The following is an 18,748-nucleotide window of genomic DNA, read 5'->3' on the forward strand; positions in this document are numbered from 1 at the left end:
TGATAATTTACCTAGCCTATTCTCGGCGTGTATTAACATTCATCACCGATATATGATCGACGTATGGCCACCTAACAATAAGAGCGCTACGAAATGAATCTGAGCAAGGTCGACCTCAACCTGTTTATCGTCTTTGACGCGATCTACACCGAAGCCAACCTGACCCGCGCCGGGCAGATTGTCGGCATCACCCAGCCGGCGGTGTCCAACGCTCTGGCACGTCTTCGGGAAACCTTCAACGACCCGCTGTTCGTGCGCACCGCCCAAGGCATGGTGCCCACGCCGATGGCGCAGAACATCATCGGGCCGGTGCGCAATGCGTTGTCGTTGCTGCGGGTGTCGGTGCAAGAGAGCCGCATCTTCAACCCGCAGCAGGCGGCCAAGACCTACCGCATCAGCATGACCGACCTCACCGAAGCGGTGATCCTGCCGCTGCTGTTCCAGCGCCTGCGCCGCTTGGCGCCCACGGTGGTGATCGAGAGTTTCCTGTCCAAACGCCGCGAAACCACCAAGGAGCTGGCCGCCGGGCGCCTGGACTTTGCCGTGGATGCACCACTTAACACCGACCCGCAGGTGCGCCACGTCAAGCTGATGGAAGACCGCTACGTGTGCGCCATGCGCAAGGGCCACCCGCTGGCAGGCAAGGACAAGCTGACTCTGGATGATTACCTGGGGCTGACCCACATCCATATCTCCAGCCGCCGTAACGGCCTGGGCCATGTGGACCTGGCGCTGGGCAAGATGGGCCTGCAGCGCAAGATCGCCCTGCGTTCCCAGCATTATTTGATGGCGTCGCAGGTTTTGCAGCAGACCGACATGGTCATGACCGTGCCCGAGCGCTTCGCCCGCCGCCACGAATTGCATTGGTTCAACCTGCCGGTCAACGACGTGCCGCCGGTGGAAACCCACCTGTACTGGCACGAAAGCACCGACCAGGACCCGGCGAACCGCTGGATGCGCGAGCAGATGATCGAGTTGTGCCAGCAGGTGACGGCTCATGAGAAGAAACTGGATGGCAAGCAGGCTTGACGTTAACGTCAACCTGCCATTAGCTTAACGCCAAGACTTTCTTGAGCGCCATCCATGAGCACCACCTACAGCATCTCCGACCTCGCCCGCGAGCTCGACATCACCACCCGCGCCATTCGCTTCTACGAAGAACAAGGCCTGCTGGCCCCGGAACGTCGGGGCCAGGAGCGCATCTACTCGGCGCGGGACAAGGTCAGCCTCAAGCTGATCCTGCGGGGCAAGCGCATCGGTTTCTCCCTGGCCGAATGCCGTGAACTCATCGAACTCTACGACCCCACCAGCGGCAACCACGTGCAACTCAATAGCATGCTGGCAAAAATCGCCGAGCGCCGTGAGCAGCTGGAACAGCAACTGCTGGATATCGAACAGATGAAGCTGGAACTGGACACCGCCGAAGAGCGCTGCACCCAGGCCCTGGCCCACACCCTGCGCCAGGCTGGCCATTGATCAGAAGGTAACCGCCATGTCCCTCCCCACACACGTGCGCCTGGTGGAAGTCGGCCCGCGCGACGGTTTGCAGAATGAAGCCCAACCCATCAGCGTGGCCGACAAGGTCCGGTTGGTGGACGCCCTCAGCGCGGCGGGCTTGAGCTATATCGAAGTCGGCAGTTTTGTATCGCCCAAGTGGGTGCCGCAGATGGCCGGCTCCGCCGAGGTGTTTGCGCAGATCCAGCGCACACCCGGCGTCACCTATGGCGCGCTGGCGCCGAACCTGCGTGGTTTTGAGGACGCGCTGGCGGCGGGCGTAAAGGAAGTGGCGGTGTTTGCGGCGTCTTCCGAGGCGTTTTCCCAGCGCAACATAAACTGCTCCATCAGCGAAAGCCTGGAGCGATTCGCACCGATCATGGCGGCGGCCAAGCAACATGGGATCAGCGTGCGAGGTTATGTGTCGTGCGTGTTGGGTTGCCCGTACGAAGGCCAGATCGCACCGGAACAAGTGGCAACAGTCGCGCGGGAGTTGTACGCCATGGGCTGCTACGAGGTGTCCCTGGGTGACACCATCGGCACCGGTACGGCGGGCGCCACGCGGCGGCTGTTCGAGGTGGTCGGCGCGCAGGTGCCTCGGGAGAAATTGGCCGGGCACTTCCATGACACCTATGGCCAGGCCATCGCAAACATCTACGCCAGCCTGCTGGAAGGAATCACGGTGTTCGACAGCTCTATCGCGGGCCTCGGCGGCTGCCCTTACGCCAAGGGCGCCAGCGGTAACGTCGCCACAGAAGATGTGCTGTACCTGCTCAACGGCCTGGGTATCGAGACGGGTATCGACCTGGAGGCATTGATTGGCGCGGGCCAGCAAATCAGCAAGGTGCTGGGCCGGCCGACAGGGTCACGCGTAGCCAAGGCGCGTAACGCCGGTTGAGTCGCTTAGCCGTGACAATGTGTTACCGCACGCCTACACATCGAGTAACACGGGAACATATTTTGTCGTATTTTCTGCAGGCCGAATCCTACACAAAAATCAAACCATTGATTTTAAAGGATTTTTAAAAGTTGGCACGGCTTCTGCTATCTCTATGGCATAACAAGAATAAAAAGCGCCAAACCTAATAAAAATAAGACGAAACGACTCTGACATAACAAAAACAACACGGCAGAGACGCAGCTAACAGATTTTTTTGGAGAAGATGTGCTTCGCAGGGTACGGCGTGCCGAAACCCGCAACCGGTTAGAGAAAAATAAAACTACCTCAGGTAGCTACCCACTGGTTGGATCGTTAACGAAGAAGCAGATCAGCGCTCAAAAAAATACGTTTGCTCTTGACCCCGGATGGGGGTCGCCAAAAACAGCGGTAAAGGGTAACGGTTGCCAAAAACAACAATAGACCGCCCCTCAATAATAAAAAAAGAGCACGCAACGACAAATTAAAGGGGACCCTCGGGTCCCCTTTGTGCTGTCTGCACTAACCGTTTAGAGCGATGTTCCGTCTGTTGCCGCGAAGTTGTTCAGTACCCTTCGCGTCAACACTTTCAGGGATCTTTGCTCCAGCGCATACCGTTCGGCCACCCCCTGATCGAGCTCTCGCCGGTAGAACGCACTTTGCATCGAGCCATTCACCAGGATTTCATCCCTGCGCTTGCCCAACAGGCCCGCCAGGCGGTCGGCCGCCTCGTCGTGGGTGGTCTGCCACTCAGGGCTTGCGTCCTGCTGACGTTCCAGCTCTGAGAGTTCGAACAATGCATCAACTTTCTCATTGATCGGCTCAAGCTCCGGCCCCATCAGCGCGTTGAGCGCCTGAAGGTAGCGTGCACGAAGGTGTTTCTCCCAGAATGGGCGTCCGACAAAAAAGGCTTCCTCATCAGCGGGGTTGCGTTCGTCCCTGAGCACCTGTTCGTAAGCCGCATTGAGCGTTGTCTCGGCCACATCAGCCTGCTGGGGAAACAACATCTCGCGGGATTTGACCGGTAACGCCAGTCGGTCTGCAAGTCGCGTCCGATAGGCCAGTACGACTTCAACCTGCTCGGTGAACCCTGGCCCTCTCGCCGCAACATCCCGTAGCGCAATGGCGTCTAACAGCATTAAACGAAACAATTTCCTAGCCGTGCCAATCAATGCCCCCTCGGCATTTTCCGTGCCTGCCAGCGCAAGTGCCCTTGCTCCCATCAACTCACTCTCAAGGTTCATGAACTCGACCGACGTGCCGTCCCCACAGGTCACCCGATCATCGGCGGCTGTAAACAACGCCTCACGAATGTCCTGGCTTTCGCTCGCGGCCTCCAGCATGTCCCACACCCGCTCGGCCAATACCGGACGGGCCACTTGGCTGGCGTACTCGGCACTGCGGGTGATATCGGCCACGACAGTAAAAAACGCCGCAGACTCAGGGCTGCCTTTCAGTTCATCCCAGACATCTCCACGCCGCGCCAACTCCTCGGGTGGCATTCCCTCCAGCCACAAGCCACGTGCCTCGTCCACAGTGATGTGCTCACCCCACTGCACCGGATTGAAAGGCTCACCCAGTCGGGCAACCGTAGCGGCCGACAAGGGATTGTCATGCACATTGATGCGCTCAAGATGCTGGTAGGCGTACTCGGGTAAGCTAGTGATCCGGTTTGAATGCAGATCGATGCGGGCCAGGTTGGGCAGTTGCTCGGCGCCGACGGGAAAGGTGGTGGTGTCGGTGCCCGCCAGATAAAGCTGGTTCAAATGGCGCAGGCGGCGCAGGTCGGCCTGCCAACCCAGGCGACGATTGTCTGCCAGGTTGAGAATCTTCAAACTCTGCATACCTTCAAGGCGCAGACGGCTCGGTTCGGTCAGCTGGATATCATTTCTACTCAAGTTGAGCTTCGTCAGCCCTGCCCCGCCATTGGCGAATTCCGGTAGTTGCGTGAGGTGGTTGTCGCTCATGTTCAGCCAGCGCAAACCACCGAATGCCTTCAGAAACGGCAGTGAACTGTCCGACAGTGCCATTCGTCGTAACACCAGGCTGCCCACGTGATCCATATTTGCGGTAATCGCTGGCAGCTCACCGATCGCCTCATCCGACAGGTCAAGTGCATAGCCGATTGGCGTACCGTCCCCCGCCAACGCCTGAGCCCCCGTTCGGCGCCAGGCGGCTTTGAGGGTGCCCGACACTCTGCGCCTGGCGCTTGCGTAGCCCACCCCACCTTCCCGCTGCCAAGTGATCAGCGCCTTGTCCAGTTCGACAAACTCCGCTTCAAGCTGGGTCAGTTTCTCCAGCAGTACAGCATCGCTTGCGTCCCCCAACCCCAGCATTGCCTCGACTTCTTCCATGGATTTGGAGGGATAGGCTGACATCGCCGCCCGCTTACAGGCCAATGGTCGCTCAGCCGCGCCACCCAACGGGCTTAGCGGATACCCGACTCGCCCGTCAGCCAAACGCATGGGTGACTTGAAGCCAGGCTTGATCGCTTGCAAGCCCAGTGCACGCCGGCTCGCCGGCTCACTCAACGGCTGTTGCGCTAGCCGCACCTTTAAATGTTGCGCAGCCCTATTGAACTCAGCCCACCGTGTGAACTTGCCACTGCTCGCCATCCAGAGCGCATTAAAGAAAGCATCCTTGTCACTGCGCCAATACTCTGTTTTTTCCGGACCGTTGTAGAGTCTCCACTCCTTCAGGTCAGAGTGGACAAGACGCAGTTGCCGGGGGGCGTCCAAATCGCCTACGCGGTCCAGTAATGGGCCGTCGTAAGTCCCGCTGCGCAGCTCCAGGGCGACCCCCTCCATAAGTTCGGGCAGGGAAGCCATCTTGTGCAGGGCCAGGCGTACGCCGTCCACCGTGAGTGGGGTGTCGAATAAAAGATCGGCATGTGCCCGCATGACACGTGCTTTCTGCACGTAAACACGCGCCTCCTCGGCCAGGCGCAACGGCAAACGTGAGTGGGACTGCAGGCTGGCCAACTCCTGACTGTTGGCATGGCTGACTATTTCTTCGGCGACCAGTTTGGGCAGACTGGGAAAGTCACGCTGAATCAATTGAACATTGGCGTCACTGGATACATCACCGGCGGCTATCTCGCGATTGAACAGCTCGCCTTTGGTGCTGTACGCCGCTTCCAGCAAGCAGTCCCGGTAGCGCATCACCCTAGCGAAGGGAGTACGCAAATAATGCATCAGCGAATCAGCCTCTTCATCGTCACCTTCAAGTGTTTCGCCAGAAGATGCAGGTGGGTCGGACGAAACGTCTCGTGTCCTTACGAACAGGTTTGATATTGCCTCTTGTGTCATCGCCTTCTCGCCCAACAGGTGGCGAATCTCAGGTTCCGTCAACTGCTCCCTGAATGATGGAAAAAGGCGACCATTGGCCAGCTCTTCATGTCCGAGCGTGACCGTCGAGGTTGAATCACTCGGGTCGGCTGAACACCACACTTGATTACCCTCTTCATCGAGCGCCACCAACACACGCGACTCGGGCCACATCCCACACTCGACCAACAACTGTACTTGTGTGTACCAATCGACCTGGCTGAAAACCTCAGGATTAGGGTGCGTTAATTGGTCGATAAATGCTTGATACCTGTTCGCGCATTCGAACCGCCGGAGCATGTCCTTGAACAGCGGCGCAGGCGCTCGATGCTCGATAAATACCCGACGCAACTCATCATCTGTCACACCACTGATCGCCCTGGCTTGCTCAAGCTGGCTATCGCTCAGGCGATCGACGGTATGCCCCATGCGGCGCAACAGGGTCTTGCGATCCCACCTCAAAGGGTCTTCGAACTCATGCACCCAGGCGCCCTCGCCGTTGTGGCGCAGGCGTGGCGCATATCGGGAATCGCCTTCAGGGTGCAGCAGCCTGAACTCATTATCAGTGCCGCTGGCCTGGACCTTGTAGTGACCACCGTCCTGCGTCGGCAGGTACAGGCCAGTTTCATGGGCGTACAGGCCTTGCGCGTTCGGCCGCTGCCCTTCGGGCAACGCGATTCGGTGCACATAGCGGCTTGGGTTGAAATCATACAAACGCGGGTGCCCGCCGAGTTCTATATGCGCCAGGCGCTTGATGAACGCCGTGTCTTTGGCGGCCACCAGCACTTTGGGCACCGCCAGACCTGCCAGATTCAAGCCCACTGCTGAAAAGTGTGCCCAGACCGCTTGGGCGTCGTCGTGGGACCAGGCATCAATGCCTTCGCCTATTTCATACACCACCTGCACAGCGGCGACGACCAGCATCACCTCGCCCAGGAACGGCACCACAAAAGCGGCAAGGTTGAGAATATCCAGGGCTGCACTGCCAAACGACCAGAGCCAGGCGTTGAACACACGATCGTCGACATCCTGGGTTGCCACCACGCTGGTGCTGGCATTGCTCATGATCAATTTTATCCGCTGCATCGCGCAGTCCATCCAGGCATCGTGCCACGGTGGCGCGTAGGTGCCCTGGCGGTGGATGCGGCTTTTCTGTGCCGGGGCAAAATCCTGGTCGTGGGCATACAGCGCGCCGGGGTCCAGCAACGCCTTCAGTTGCGTGAAGAATGCATCCTGATCGGCAAGCGGCACGAACTGGCTGAAGAACTTGCGGTATTCGAGCCGACACAGTCGCGTCGTCAGGTGGTCGGTAAAGGCCGCGATATGGTCATAGACCTTGAGCGGATGAAGTGGATCGCCAGGGATATAGATCAAGCACGGCAAGGGCACGAGCTCTGCATTCCTCACATTTGCCCGCCACACAACCGGACCGATGATCAGGATGTTCTCGATCACAACGTTGAGTAATCGCAACGGCGAACACTTGACCGCCTCTCCTTGCCACTTGCTCTTCACCTGGTCAATCAGCAGATCATTGATCACCTGATGGTGATCAGTTCCGATGTCGCCCTTCATCAAGGCGATCTCGGCGGCCAGTTTCAACTGGTTCCGATGGCTGGTGATCAGGGTACTGTAGAGCTTGCCAATTCCCGCCGGTGTGGTGGTTATGCGAATCTGGTTGTTGATAAAGGTGCGCACGTACTCGTAGTAGGAACTCCCGAGGTCCAGATCCCGACACAGTTTTGCAAACTCGTGCGCCTTGATACGCAGCGGAAGTGACTGGACGTTGCCGGGGGCGTGCAGCTTGGTAGCGGGATACTGATAAAAATTGTAATAAGTAATCAGGTGGCAATCCGCGCAAACCGGCTCGCTGGCTTCGTCCGAGGTAAAGTTGTTCAGCGCCGCTTCCAGCAGGCTGATACCTCGGTAGAAGTAGAATTGCGGGGCCAAGGTGCTGGCGTGGGTGGTCGGGAGTTCCCTGGGGCCAGGTTCACACTCTTTCTGTTCCATCTTGCGGGCATAGAATACGGTTCTGGTGTCCAGCCGCTGCCCGAACTGTTTTTCGATCGCTGCCGTCAGCAACGGCTCGGCGTATTCTGCCGGCCCCTTGAGGTCACTGAACATCTGATCGAGTTGGTTCAATGACGTCCGGCTGCGCAGGTGGACCGCCCTCATGCGGTCGCGCGCAGTGGTCGACGCCTTTTTGTACCAATCGGGGATGCGCAGGGCCAACGCCCCCAGTTCGGTTTTGCGCGAGTCCAGCGCATCGGTGTACCAGTCCGGTGTGTTGTCGCTGATCACCCGCGCATGGGGGCTCTGCTCAGCCTGAACAGGCCGCGTCGCAACATCTATCGTGGGACTTGTCATCGGTATAGCCTTCAAGTGGCGAAATAATCCGCCACTTTAGGCATCGCGTTTCAGCATGGAGCCGTAGACATGCACCGCGTGTCAGGCGTCGTCGCGCAGCTCCTCGATACTGATCTCACGCATGCGGAATTTCTGGATCTTGCCGGTGACCGTCATCGGAAACTCTTCCACGAACTTGAAGTGCTTGGGCGTCTTGAAGTGCGCGATGCGGCCCTTGCACCAGGTTTGCAGTTCAAGCTCATTGGCCACATGGCCGGGGTGGAACTTGACCCAGGCGACAATGGCTTCACCGTAGCGCTCATCCGGAATGCCGATCACCTGCACATCCGCCACTGCCGGGTGGGTGAAGAAAAATTCTTCCAGCTCACGCGGGTACACGTTCTCACCGCCACGGATGATCATGTCTTTGTTGCGCCCGGCAATGCACACGTAACCATGGGCGTCCATGCTCGCCAGGTCGCCGGTGTGCATCCAGCCCGCGGCGTCGATGGCCTCGCGGGTGGCGTCGGGGTTGTTCCAGTAGCCGAGCATCACGCTGTAGCCACGGGTGCAGAGTTCACCGATCTCGCCGCGTGCAACGGTGTTGCCGTCGGTGTCGATGATCTTGCTTTCCAACTGTGGCTGAGTCCGACCCACCGTGGTCACGCGGCGTTCCAGGTCGTCATCCGCGCCGGTCTGCAAGGACACCGGGCTGGTTTCCGTCATGCCATAGGCAATCTGCACCTCGCTCATGTGCATCTCGTTGATGACCCGGCGCATCACCTCGATCGGGCACGTGGCGCCGGCCATGATGCCGGTGCGCAGGGTGGACAGGTCGAACTCGCCGAGGCGCGGGTGATCGAGCATGGCGATGAACATGGTGGGTACGCCATACAGGCCAGTGGCGCGTTCTTCGGCGACGGCGCTGAGGGTCAGCAGCGGGTCAAAACCGTCATTGGGATAGATCATGGTGGTGCCATGGGTGATGCAACCCAGGTTGCCCATGACCATGCCGAAGCAGTGATACAGCGGCACCGGGATCACCAGGCGGTCTTGCGCCGTGAGGCCCAGGCTCTCACCGACCATGTAGCCGTTATTGAGAATGTTGTGATGACTGAGGGTGGCGCCCTTGGGGAAGCCGGTGGTGCCGGAGGTGTACTGAATGTTCACGGGCTGGTCGAAATGCAGGCTGGCCTGACGGGTGTGCAGCTGTTCGGGCGGTATGCCTGCGCCGAGGGCCGATAGCTGCGACCAGGGCATGAATCCTGTGGGTGGGCTGGGGTCGAGGCTGATCATGCCGCGCAGGTCGGGCTTCAATTCCAGCAGCATCGCATGGTAATCGGAGGTCTTGAACGACCCGGCGCACACCAGCCACTGACAGCCGGATTGCTTGAGCACGTAGTCCAATTCACTGCTGCGGTAGGCCGGGTTGATGTTCACCAGGATCACGCCGAGCTTGGCGCTGGCGATCTGGCTGATGCACCACTCGGCGCAATTGGGTGCCCAGATGCCCAGGCGATCGCCGGCCTGCATGCCCAGGGCAAGAAACGCACGGGCGTGCAAATCCACCGTTTCGGCCAGTTGCCGCCAGGTGTAGCGGCGCTGTTGATGGCGCACCACCAAGGCCTCGCCCTCCGGGAATTGCGCGACGGTTCGGTCAAAGGCTTGGCCAATGGTCATGGCCAGCAAGGTCTTGTCCTGGGAGCCACGGCTGTAGCTCTGGTTCGGTTGATCCATAACGACCCCTGTTGTCTTTTTTGTAGGTTGACGTAAACGTAAACTACGATTGACAGCGCCGCAACGCAAGCTTACGTTAACGTAAAGGTGAGCGCCCTCCCCTGGCGCGTCCTCCACACAAAAACAACGCTCACATTAAGGTGCCTGTCCATGAGTTACCCGTCCCTGAACTTCGCCCTCGGTGAAACCATCGACATGCTGCGCGACCAGGTGCAGTCCTTCGTGAGCAAGGAAATCGCGCCGCGCGCGGCGCAGATCGACAGCGACAACCTGTTCCCCGCCGACCTGTGGCAGAAATTCGGCGACATGGGCCTGCTGGGCATCACCGTCCCGGAGGAATACGGCGGCGCCGGCCTGGGTTACCTGGCCCATGTGGTGGCGATGGAAGAGATCAGCCGCGGCTCGGCCTCGGTGGCGTTGTCCTACGGCGCGCACTCCAACCTGTGCGTGAACCAGATCAACCGCAACGGCAACCACGCACAGAAACTCAAGTACCTGCCCAAACTCCTCAGCGGCGAACACGTCGGCGCCCTGGCCATGAGCGAGCCGAACGCCGGTTCCGATGTGGTCTCGATGAAGTTGCGTGCCGACAAACGCGGCGATCATTACGTGCTCAACGGCAGCAAGACATGGATCACCAACGGTCCCGACGCCAGCACTTATGTGATCTACGCCAAGACCGACCTGGAGAAAGGCCCCCACGGCATCACTGCCTTCATCGTCGAGCGTGACTGGAAAGGCTTCAGCCGCAGCAACAAGTTCGACAAGCTGGGCATGCGCGGCTCCAACACCTGCGAGCTGTTCTTCGATGACGTGGAAGTGCCCGAAGAAAACATCCTCGGCGTGCTCAACGGCGGCGTGAAAGTACTGATGAGCGGCCTGGACTACGAACGCGTGGTGCTGTCCGGCGGCCCCACCGGGATCATGCAGGCCTGCATGGACCTGATCGTGCCCTACATCCACGACCGCAAGCAGTTCGGCCAGAGCATCGGCGAATTCCAGCTGATCCAGGGCAAAGTTGCGGACATGTACACCCAGCTCAATGCCAGCCGCGCCTATCTGTACGCGGTGGCCCAGGCCTGTGAGCGTGGCGAAACCACGCGCAAGGATGCGGCTGGGGTGATCCTTTACAGCGCCGAGCGCGCCACGCAGATGGCACTCGACGCGATCCAGATCCTGGGCGGTAACGGCTATATCAATGAATTCCCCGCCGGTCGGCTGCTGCGCGACGCCAAGCTGTATGAAATCGGCGCCGGCACCAGTGAGATCCGCCGGATGTTGATCGGTCGCGAACTCTTCAACGAAACCCGCTGAAGGAGCGCACCATGGCCACCCTGCACACCCAACTCAATCCGCGTTCGGCAGAGTTTGCCACCAACAGCGCGGCGATGCGCCAACAGGTCGACGCCCTGCACAGCCTGCTCGCCCACGTGCAGCAAGGCGGCGGCGCCAAGGCCCAGGAGCGGCACACCTCACGAGGCAAACTGTTGCCCCGCGAGCGTATCAACCGTTTGCTCGACCCCGGTTCGCCGTTCCTCGAACTCAGCCAATTGGCCGCCCATCAGGTGTACGGCGAAGACGTGCCTGCCGCTGGCGTGATTGCCGGGATCGGCCGGGTGGAAGGCGTCGAATGCATGATCGTCGCCAACGATGCCACGGTGAAAGGCGGCTCCTACTACCCGCTCACCGTGAAAAAACACCTGCGCGCGCAGACCATCGCCGAGCAGAACCGCTTGCCGTGCATCTACCTGGTGGATTCGGGCGGCGCCAACCTGCCGCGTCAGGACGAAGTGTTCCCCGACCGCGAGCACTTCGGGCGGATCTTTTTCAACCAGGCCAACATGAGCGCCCAGGGCATCCCGCAGATCGCGGTGGTGATGGGCTCGTGCACCGCCGGTGGCGCCTATGTGCCGGCCATGGCCGACGAAGCGATCATGGTGCGCAACCAGGCCACCATCTTCCTCGCCGGCCCGCCGCTGGTGAAGGCCGCGACCGGTGAAGTGGTGAGTGCCGAAGACCTCGGCGGTGCCGATGTGCACTGCAAGATCTCTGGCGTGGCCGACCACTATGCCGACAACGATGAACATGCGCTGGCGCTGGCTCGGCGCAGCGTGGCCAACCTTAACTGGCGCAAACAGGGCGAGTTGTTGCAACGCACGCCGGTCGCGCCGCTGTACAGCAGTGAAGAGTTGTATGGCGTGATCCCGGCCGATGCCAAGCAGCCCTTTGATGTGCGTGAAGTGATCGCACGGCTGGTGGACGGTTCAGTGTTCGATGAGTTCAAGGCGCTGTTCGGGACCACGCTGGTGTGCGGCTTTGCACACCTGCATGGCTACCCGATTGCGATCCTGGCCAACAACGGCATCCTGTTTGCCGAGGCCGCGCAAAAAGGCGCGCACTTTATCGAACTGGCCTGCCAGCGCGGCATTCCGCTGTTGTTCCTGCAGAACATCACCGGGTTCATGGTCGGCCAGAAATACGAAGCCGGTGGCATCGCCAAGCACGGTGCCAAGCTGGTCACCGCAGTGGCCTGCGCCAAGGTGCCGAAGTTCACGGTGATCATTGGCGGCAGCTTTGGCGCCGGCAACTACGGCATGTGTGGCCGCGCCTATGATCCGCGCTTCCTGTGGATGTGGCCAAACGCGCGCATTGGCGTGATGGGTGCCGAGCAGGCGGCCGGCGTGCTGGTGCAGGTCAAGCGCGAGCAGGCTGAGCGCGCAGGCACAGGGTTCAGCGCCGAAGAAGAGGCTGCCATCAAGCAGCCGATCCTCGACCAATACGAAACCCAGGGCCACCCCTACTACTCCAGCGCGCGCCTGTGGGACGACGGTGTGATTGATCCGTTGCAGACCCGAGACGTGCTGGCGCTGGCCTTGTCCGCTTCGCTGAATGCCCCCATCGAGCCGAGCCGCTTCGGCGTGTTCCGCATGTAAATGGAGCTGTATCCCATGAGCGATTTCAACACCCTCGAACTGATCACCGACAGCCGTGGTTTTGCCACGCTGTGGCTCAGTCGTGAAGCCAAGAACAACGCGTTCAACGCCGAGATGATCCGCGAACTGATCATCGCCCTCGACCACGTACAGGGCGATCCGTCCCTGCGTTTTCTGGTGCTGCGTGGGCGCGGCAAGCATTTCAGCGCCGGGGCCGACCTGGCCTGGATGCAGCAATCGGCCGAGCTGGATTACCACACCAACCTGGACGATGCCCGCGAACTGGCAGAGTTGATGTACAACCTGGCCAAGCTGAAAATCCCGACCCTGGCGGTGGTGCAGGGCGCGGCCTACGGCGGAGCGCTGGGGTTGATCAGTTGCTGTGACATGGCGATTGGCGCGGACGATGCGCAGTTCTGTCTGTCGGAAGTACGTATTGGCCTGGCGCCGGCGGTGATCAGTCCGTTCGTGGTGCAAGCCATCGGCGAGCGTGCGGCACGGCGCTATGCGCTGACCGCCGAGCGCTTTGGTGGCCAGCGTGCGCGGGAGATAGGCCTGTTGGCGGAAAGCTATCCGATCAGCGAGTTGGATCAGCAGGTCGAACAGTGGATCGCCAACCTGCTGCAAAACAGCCCGGCGGCCATGCGCGCCAGCAAGGACTTGCTGCGCGAAGTGGGCCACGGCGCCCTCACCCCGGCCCTGCGCCGCTATTGCGAAAATGCCATCGCGCGCATTCGTGTCAGCGCCGAAGGCCAGGAAGGCCTGCGCGCCTTCCTCCAAAAACGTCCACCCAGCTGGCAATCGCAGGAGCCGCGTTCATGAGTACGTTGACGACCCTGCTGGTGGCCAACCGTGGCGAAATTGCTTGCCGGGTGATGCGCACCGCCAAGGCCATGGGCCTGACCACCGTGGCGGTGCACAGCGCCACTGACCGCGATGCACGCCACAGCCGTGAGGCGGATATCCGCGTCGACCTGGGCGGCAGCAAGGCCACGGACAGCTACCTGCAAATTGACAAACTGATCGCGGCGGCCCAGGCCAGCGGCGCCCAGGCGATTCATCCGGGTTACGGTTTTTTGTCGGAGAACGCCGGTTTTGCCCGTGCGATTGAAGCAGCAGGTTTAATCTTCCTCGGCCCGCCCGCCTCGGCCATCGATGCCATGGGTAGCAAATCGGCCGCCAAGGCCTTGATGGAAACCGCCGGAGTCCCCTTGGTGCCGGGTTATCACGGCGAAGCCCAGGACCTGGAAACCTTCCGCGCCGCCTGCGAGCGCATCGGCTATCCCGTGCTGCTCAAGGCTACGGCGGGTGGTGGCGGCAAGGGCATGAAGGTAGTCGAGGATGTCAGCCAGTTGGCCGAAGCCCTGGCCTCGGCACAGCGCGAGGCGCTGTCGTCCTTCGGCAACGGGCAGATGCTGGTGGAAAAGTACCTGCTCAAGCCACGTCACGTGGAGATCCAGGTGTTTGCCGACCAGCACGGGCATTGCCTGTACCTCAATGAACGTGACTGCTCGATCCAGCGTCGCCACCAGAAGGTCGTCGAAGAAGCGCCAGCACCAGGCCTGAGTGTTGAACAACGCAAGGCCATGGGCGAAGCCGCCGTGCGGGCGGCCCAGGCCATCGGCTATGTCGGCGCAGGCACCGTGGAATTCTTGCTGGACGCCCGTGGCGAGTTCTTCTTCATGGAGATGAACACGCGGCTGCAAGTGGAACACCCGGTGACCGAAGCGATCACCGGCCTGGACCTGGTGGCCTGGCAGATCCGTGTCGCCCAAGGCGAAGCGCTGCCGATCACCCAGGAGCAGGTGCCGCTGATCGGCCATGCCATCGAAGTGCGGCTGTATGCCGAAGACCCCGCCAATGACTTCCTGCCCGCCACCGGGCACCTGGCGCTGTACCGTGAGTCCGCACCGGGTCCTGGGCGCCGCGTGGACAGCGGTGTGGAGCAAGGCGACAGTGTGTCGCCGTTCTACGACCCCATGCTCGGCAAGCTGATTGCCTGGGGTGAAGACCGTGAACAGGCGCGATTGCGGTTGCTGACCATGCTGGACGAGTTTGCCATCGGCGGGCTGAAGACCAACCTGGGATTTTTGCGGCGCATCATCGGGCACCCGGCGTTTGCAGCGGCTGAGTTGGATACCGGGTTTATTCCGCGCTATCAGGAGCAGCTGCTGCCAGCACCTGGGGAATTGTGTAATGAATTTTGGCAAGCGGCAGGCGCGGCCTTCATTCAGAGCGTGCCGAAGAGTGATGGGCCTTGGGCGGATACGCGAGGGTTTCGCGCCGGGTTGCCTGCCGAAGTTTCGCTGCATTTGAGCTGCAATGGCCAGGATCGGTTGGTGACGCTGGCGGCTGAGGCGCCACAGCTGCGTGGCGAACATCTGCTGATCGAGCAACACGGCGTGCGTCACAGCCATCTGGCGATCCGCAGCGACGGCAGTCTGTTTTTGCGCTGGGACGGCGAGATGCAGGCCGTCACATTGTTCGACCCGATTGCGGCGGTTGAGGCCAACCAGTCTCACCAAGGCGGCCTCATGGCGCCGATGAACGGCAGCATCGTGCGGGTGCTGGTGGAGGTCGGGCAGCCTGTCGAAGCCGGCACGCAACTGGTAGTGCTGGAGGCCATGAAGATGGAGCACAGCATCCGTGCGCCTCACGCCGGGGTGGTCAAGGCGCTGTTCTGCCAGGAAGGTGAAATGGTTGCAGAAGGCTGCGCGTTGGTGGCGCTCGAAACGGTCGACTAGAACTTCGCCGTGGCTTGAACAACAACTCCCAGGATCTGGCAATCGTCGGTGAATGGCTGCTTGGGGTAGGTGGGATTGAGCGGTACCAGGTAAAGCTGGCCGCTTTCTTCCAGCAACTGGCGGAAGGTCGCCTGAGGGCTCCCGGCTCGTTGGGCGACCACCAGCTTGCCAGGCTCGGCCTTGATGGCCGGGTCGACCAGGATCATCATGCCCGCACTGACGCTCAAGCCGCTAGGCGCGGTCATGGCGTCGCCTGTGACTGGCAGCCAGAACGCGTCCCCCTGAGCAGGGTAATCCGTGAGTTCGAAGCGCACAGCGCCATAGGTCGCACGCTCTTCGCGAACCTCGCACAACCCTTTCCAATCGCTGACCGGGTAGCGGAAATACGGGTTGTAGTTCTTCTGCGCAGGCGCCTCATCGGGCCGTTCGCGAATGTCCAGCGCGACTTCCAGGTACCCCAACCCCAGCGCCGCCAACACCCGGTTCATGTCCACCACGCTGGGTGCACGGCGTTTGTTTAGCCAGTGGCCAACGCCGCCTTGGGACATGCCCAGGCGCTCAGCCAATTCACCCTGCGTGACCTTGCGGTCTTCCATGTTGGTCTTGACCAACGCAATCCAGTTATCCATGGGAGCTGACAATACGTCACGTAGTTTTCAGGGCAATAAACAGTTTGTAGTAATCCATAAAACGACATAAATACGATACGTACTATCATCGAACATAAGGTTTTCGACACCCACAACAGAGTACCGCCCCTTATGACGACCAACCCGTATCTCCTGCCTGAACTCCCTGAAGACACCGAAATGCACGACCTGCGCAGCAGCGGTGCCGCCCAGCGCGCGTTGGACTTTTACTTGAAAGAAGAAATGTCGGCAGCAGCCCCTGACGGCGCGCTGTTCGCCATCAAGCCGGGCATCAGCCAGGAGGAAGCCCTCGTACACGCCTCAGACCTGTTGCGAAGTGCCGCAGCCACGGCCTATGAATCCGCGAGCAGCCATCAAGGCAATCATCGCGACCTGGCGTTTTCGGTGGTGTATTTGATTGATATGGCGAAGGCGATGGTAGAGCGGTCGTTGCAGGCGCCAGCGGCTCAAGCGAACGGATAACAGACGCAGAAGAAAAATATTTCTATCTGACGGATAAAAACATTTGACTTGCAAATGATAATGATTATTATTGGACCCAGCTGATCGCGAGATCAGTCGATAGACCAAGGGACCTTAGGTCGGACTCTTGGAATATCTCCTCATCAGGCTAATCACGGTTTTTGACCCGGCTCTTTGGCCGGGTCTTTTTTTTGCCAGTTTCCCTGGCATGGCTTCAGGCTAATGAAGACTGTGTGTTGCTCGATGGCGCGCATGGTAGCAAAAGACCATCGCCAAAAGAAAGCCAGTCGAACGCTCTAGTCCAAACCTTTGCGAAATAGCGCTTGAGAATCAATCTCATAGATTCTAAGCTGGTGCGGCGTCAAGGATGACGCCCCCTCCCCCATGCAACAATTTTTGCATCCAGTCTTTACCAGACTCCTGTGTACTATAGCCGCCACAACACTCATATTCAGGCAAACAGACTATGACCGTGGCCTTGACCTCCATCAGGATCAGCACCGACTTCGACAGTGGCAATATCCAGGTTCTGGATGCCCACGATTCCCATCAGTTGTTGCTCGCTATCAAACCCGACACCCGTAGCCAACACTTCCAGTGGTTCCACTTCAAGGCCGAAGGCATGCACGTGGGCCACACCCATGTCTTTCGCCTGAGCAACGCGAGCAAATCGTCCTACCCACACGCGTGGAGCGGCTACAACGCCGTGGCGTCCTACGACCATATCAACTGGTTCCGTGTGCCTTCGCGCTTTGATGGTGAAATCCTGCATATCAGCCTTGAGACCCGCGAGAAGCACGCCTGGATTGCCTACTTCGAACCCTACAGCCGTGAGCGCCACGACTGGCTGATCGAGCAAGCCTTGACCCGCGCCGGGACTCAACTGCTGGCCACCGGTAAAAGTGTCGAAGGACGTGATATCCAACTGCTGCGTCGCGGCAAAGGTGGCGAAGGCCGCCGCAAGGTCTGGATCATCGCCCAACAGCATCCCGGCGAGCACATGGCCGAATGGTTTATGGAAGGCATCATTGAACGCCTGCAACAGGACGGTGACGCCGAGCTGAAAAAACTGCTGAAAGCCGCCGATTTGTACCTGGTGCCCAACATGAACCCGGACGGCGCGTTCCACGGCCACCTGCGCACCAACGCCGCGGGCCAGGACCTCAACCGCGCCTGGCAGAGCGCCAGCCAGGCGATCAGCCCGGAAGTGTTGTTCGTGCAGCAACAGATGGAACAATACGGCGTCGACCTGTTCCTCGATATCCACGGCGACGAGGAAATCCCCTACGTCTTCACCGCCGGCTGCGAAGGCAACCCCGGCTACACGCCGCGCATCGAGGCCCTGGAAAAACACTTCCGCAGCCACTTGAGCGGCCTGACCCGCGATTTCCAGACCACCTATGGCTACACCCGCGACCTGCCGGGCGAAGCCAACATGACCCTGGCGTGCAATGCCGTCGGCCAGCAGTTCGACTGCCTGTCCCTGACCCTGGAAATGCCCTTCAAGGACAACGACGACGCCCCCAACCCGCTCACCGGTTGGTCAGGTAAACGCTCGATGCAACTGGGCAAGGATGTGTTGAGCAGCGTGGCCGATATCGTCGACGTCTTGCGCTAAACCGAGTCGGTGGGCACCCGCCGACAATCCTCAGGCCCCAGCAACCGCCCATCCGCCGAGCGCAACTCCAGCGCTCGCAGCGGCTCGCCGTTGGCGCTGTCCACCATCACCGAGTGCGCCTCGCCTGCCCCATAGAAAAACCCCTCGCCCCACTGCCGCAATCCGATGATCACGTTGAACAGGCCCAGCCCCTTTTCCGTCAGTACGTACTCCTGGTACGCACTGCCATCCGACGCCGGCACGATTTCCAATACCCCATGGGCCACCAAACTGCGCAAGCGCGTGGACAAGATGTTCTTGGCCATTCCCAGGCTGCGCTGAAACTCACCAAAACGGCGAATCCCATCAAACGCATCGCGAATGATCAGCAGCGACCAGCCATCGCCAATCGCATCCAGTGAGCGCGCCACCGGGCATTCGGCGCTTTCAAAGCGGGTGAGCTTGACCATCGGGGCTGCCTGTCGTCGAACAAAAAAGTAGTTGCAATATAAAACCGGAATCCTTACGGTACAACTGGTTTCA

At 60.1% G+C, this 18,748-nt stretch carries 13 protein-coding genes; 9 read left to right on the forward strand and 4 right to left on the reverse strand.

Annotation, left to right across the window (positions count from 1 at the left end; genetic code table 11):
• Positions 1-93: 93 nt before the first annotated feature.
• The 3 genes from HX812_RS03385 to HX812_RS03395 are packed head-to-tail and all read left to right on the forward strand — an operon-like array spanning position 94 to position 2,392.
• The gene (locus HX812_RS03385; RefSeq protein WP_016974062.1) at positions 94-1,029 is read left to right on the forward strand and encodes a LysR family transcriptional regulator; all 936 of its coding nucleotides are present in this window, start codon (positions 94-96) and stop codon (positions 1,027-1,029) included.
• A 54-nt stretch (positions 1,030-1,083) separates the two neighbouring features.
• The gene (locus HX812_RS03390; RefSeq protein WP_038844104.1) at positions 1,084-1,476 is read left to right on the forward strand and encodes a MerR family DNA-binding transcriptional regulator; all 393 of its coding nucleotides are present in this window, start codon (positions 1,084-1,086) and stop codon (positions 1,474-1,476) included.
• A 16-nt stretch (positions 1,477-1,492) separates the two neighbouring features.
• Positions 1,493-2,392 (forward strand): hydroxymethylglutaryl-CoA lyase, encoded by a 900-nt coding sequence (locus tag HX812_RS03395; protein ID WP_038844102.1) that lies wholly within the window; start codon positions 1,493-1,495, stop codon positions 2,390-2,392.
• A gap of 548 nt (positions 2,393-2,940) precedes the next feature.
• Here the strand turns inward: HX812_RS03395 and HX812_RS03400 are convergent.
• Both HX812_RS03400 and HX812_RS03405 read right to left on the reverse strand, forming a co-directional pair.
• The gene (locus HX812_RS03400; RefSeq protein ID WP_161630230.1) at positions 2,941-8,037 is read right to left on the reverse strand and encodes an NEL-type E3 ubiquitin ligase domain-containing protein; all 5,097 of its coding nucleotides are present in this window, start codon (positions 8,035-8,037) and stop codon (positions 2,941-2,943) included.
• A gap of 147 nt (positions 8,038-8,184) precedes the next feature.
• The gene (locus tag HX812_RS03405; RefSeq protein ID WP_038844100.1) at positions 8,185-9,819 is read right to left on the reverse strand and encodes an AMP-binding protein; all 1,635 of its coding nucleotides are present in this window, start codon (positions 9,817-9,819) and stop codon (positions 8,185-8,187) included.
• A 150-nt stretch (positions 9,820-9,969) separates the two neighbouring features.
• Here HX812_RS03405 and HX812_RS03410 point away from each other — a divergent pair, with 150 nt between their 5' ends.
• From HX812_RS03410 to HX812_RS03425, 4 genes are read left to right on the forward strand one after another with little or no spacing between them, the layout of a single operon-like run.
• Positions 9,970-11,133 carry an isovaleryl-CoA dehydrogenase gene (locus tag HX812_RS03410; protein WP_038844098.1) on the forward strand — a complete coding sequence of 388 codons (1,164 nt, stop codon included), beginning with the start codon at positions 9,970-9,972 and terminating at the stop codon, positions 11,131-11,133.
• Positions 11,134-11,144: 11 nt separating this feature from the next.
• The gene (locus tag HX812_RS03415) at positions 11,145-12,752 is read left to right on the forward strand and encodes a carboxyl transferase domain-containing protein (RefSeq protein WP_038844095.1); all 1,608 of its coding nucleotides are present in this window, start codon (positions 11,145-11,147) and stop codon (positions 12,750-12,752) included.
• Positions 12,753-12,767: 15 nt separating this feature from the next.
• A complete protein-coding gene (locus HX812_RS03420; protein ID WP_038844094.1) occupies positions 12,768-13,574 on the forward strand; it encodes a gamma-carboxygeranoyl-CoA hydratase in 807 nt (268 codons plus the stop codon).
• Entirely contained in the window at positions 13,571-15,496 is a 1,926-nt protein-coding gene (locus tag HX812_RS03425; protein ID WP_038844093.1) for an acetyl/propionyl/methylcrotonyl-CoA carboxylase subunit alpha, read from the forward strand. The genes HX812_RS03420 and HX812_RS03425 overlap by 4 nt, the downstream gene beginning before the upstream one ends.
• Here HX812_RS03425 and HX812_RS03430 read toward each other — a convergent pair.
• On the reverse strand, positions 15,493-16,125 hold the full coding sequence (locus HX812_RS03430; RefSeq protein ID WP_038844091.1) for a LexA family transcriptional regulator: 633 nt from the start codon (positions 16,123-16,125) through the stop codon (positions 15,493-15,495). The two genes, HX812_RS03425 and HX812_RS03430, sit on opposite strands and share 4 nt — an antisense overlap.
• Before the next feature lie 132 nt (positions 16,126-16,257).
• Between HX812_RS03430 and HX812_RS03435 the strand changes: the two genes are divergently transcribed.
• The gene (locus HX812_RS03435; RefSeq protein WP_038844090.1) at positions 16,258-16,608 is read left to right on the forward strand and encodes a DUF6124 family protein; all 351 of its coding nucleotides are present in this window, start codon (positions 16,258-16,260) and stop codon (positions 16,606-16,608) included.
• A 466-nt stretch (positions 16,609-17,074) separates the two neighbouring features.
• Positions 17,075-18,226 (forward strand): M14-type cytosolic carboxypeptidase, encoded by a 1,152-nt coding sequence (locus HX812_RS03440; RefSeq protein ID WP_038844089.1) that lies wholly within the window; start codon positions 17,075-17,077, stop codon positions 18,224-18,226.
• Here HX812_RS03440 and HX812_RS03445 read toward each other — a convergent pair.
• Entirely contained in the window at positions 18,223-18,675 is a 453-nt protein-coding gene (locus tag HX812_RS03445) for a helix-turn-helix domain-containing protein (RefSeq protein WP_038844087.1), read from the reverse strand. The two genes, HX812_RS03440 and HX812_RS03445, sit on opposite strands and share 4 nt — an antisense overlap.
• Between the last annotated feature and the right edge of the window lie 73 nt (positions 18,676-18,748).

The organism is Pseudomonas sp. IPO3749 (assembly GCF_013386605.1).
Classification (GTDB): domain Bacteria; phylum Pseudomonadota; class Gammaproteobacteria; order Pseudomonadales; family Pseudomonadaceae; genus Aquipseudomonas; species Aquipseudomonas azotoformans_A.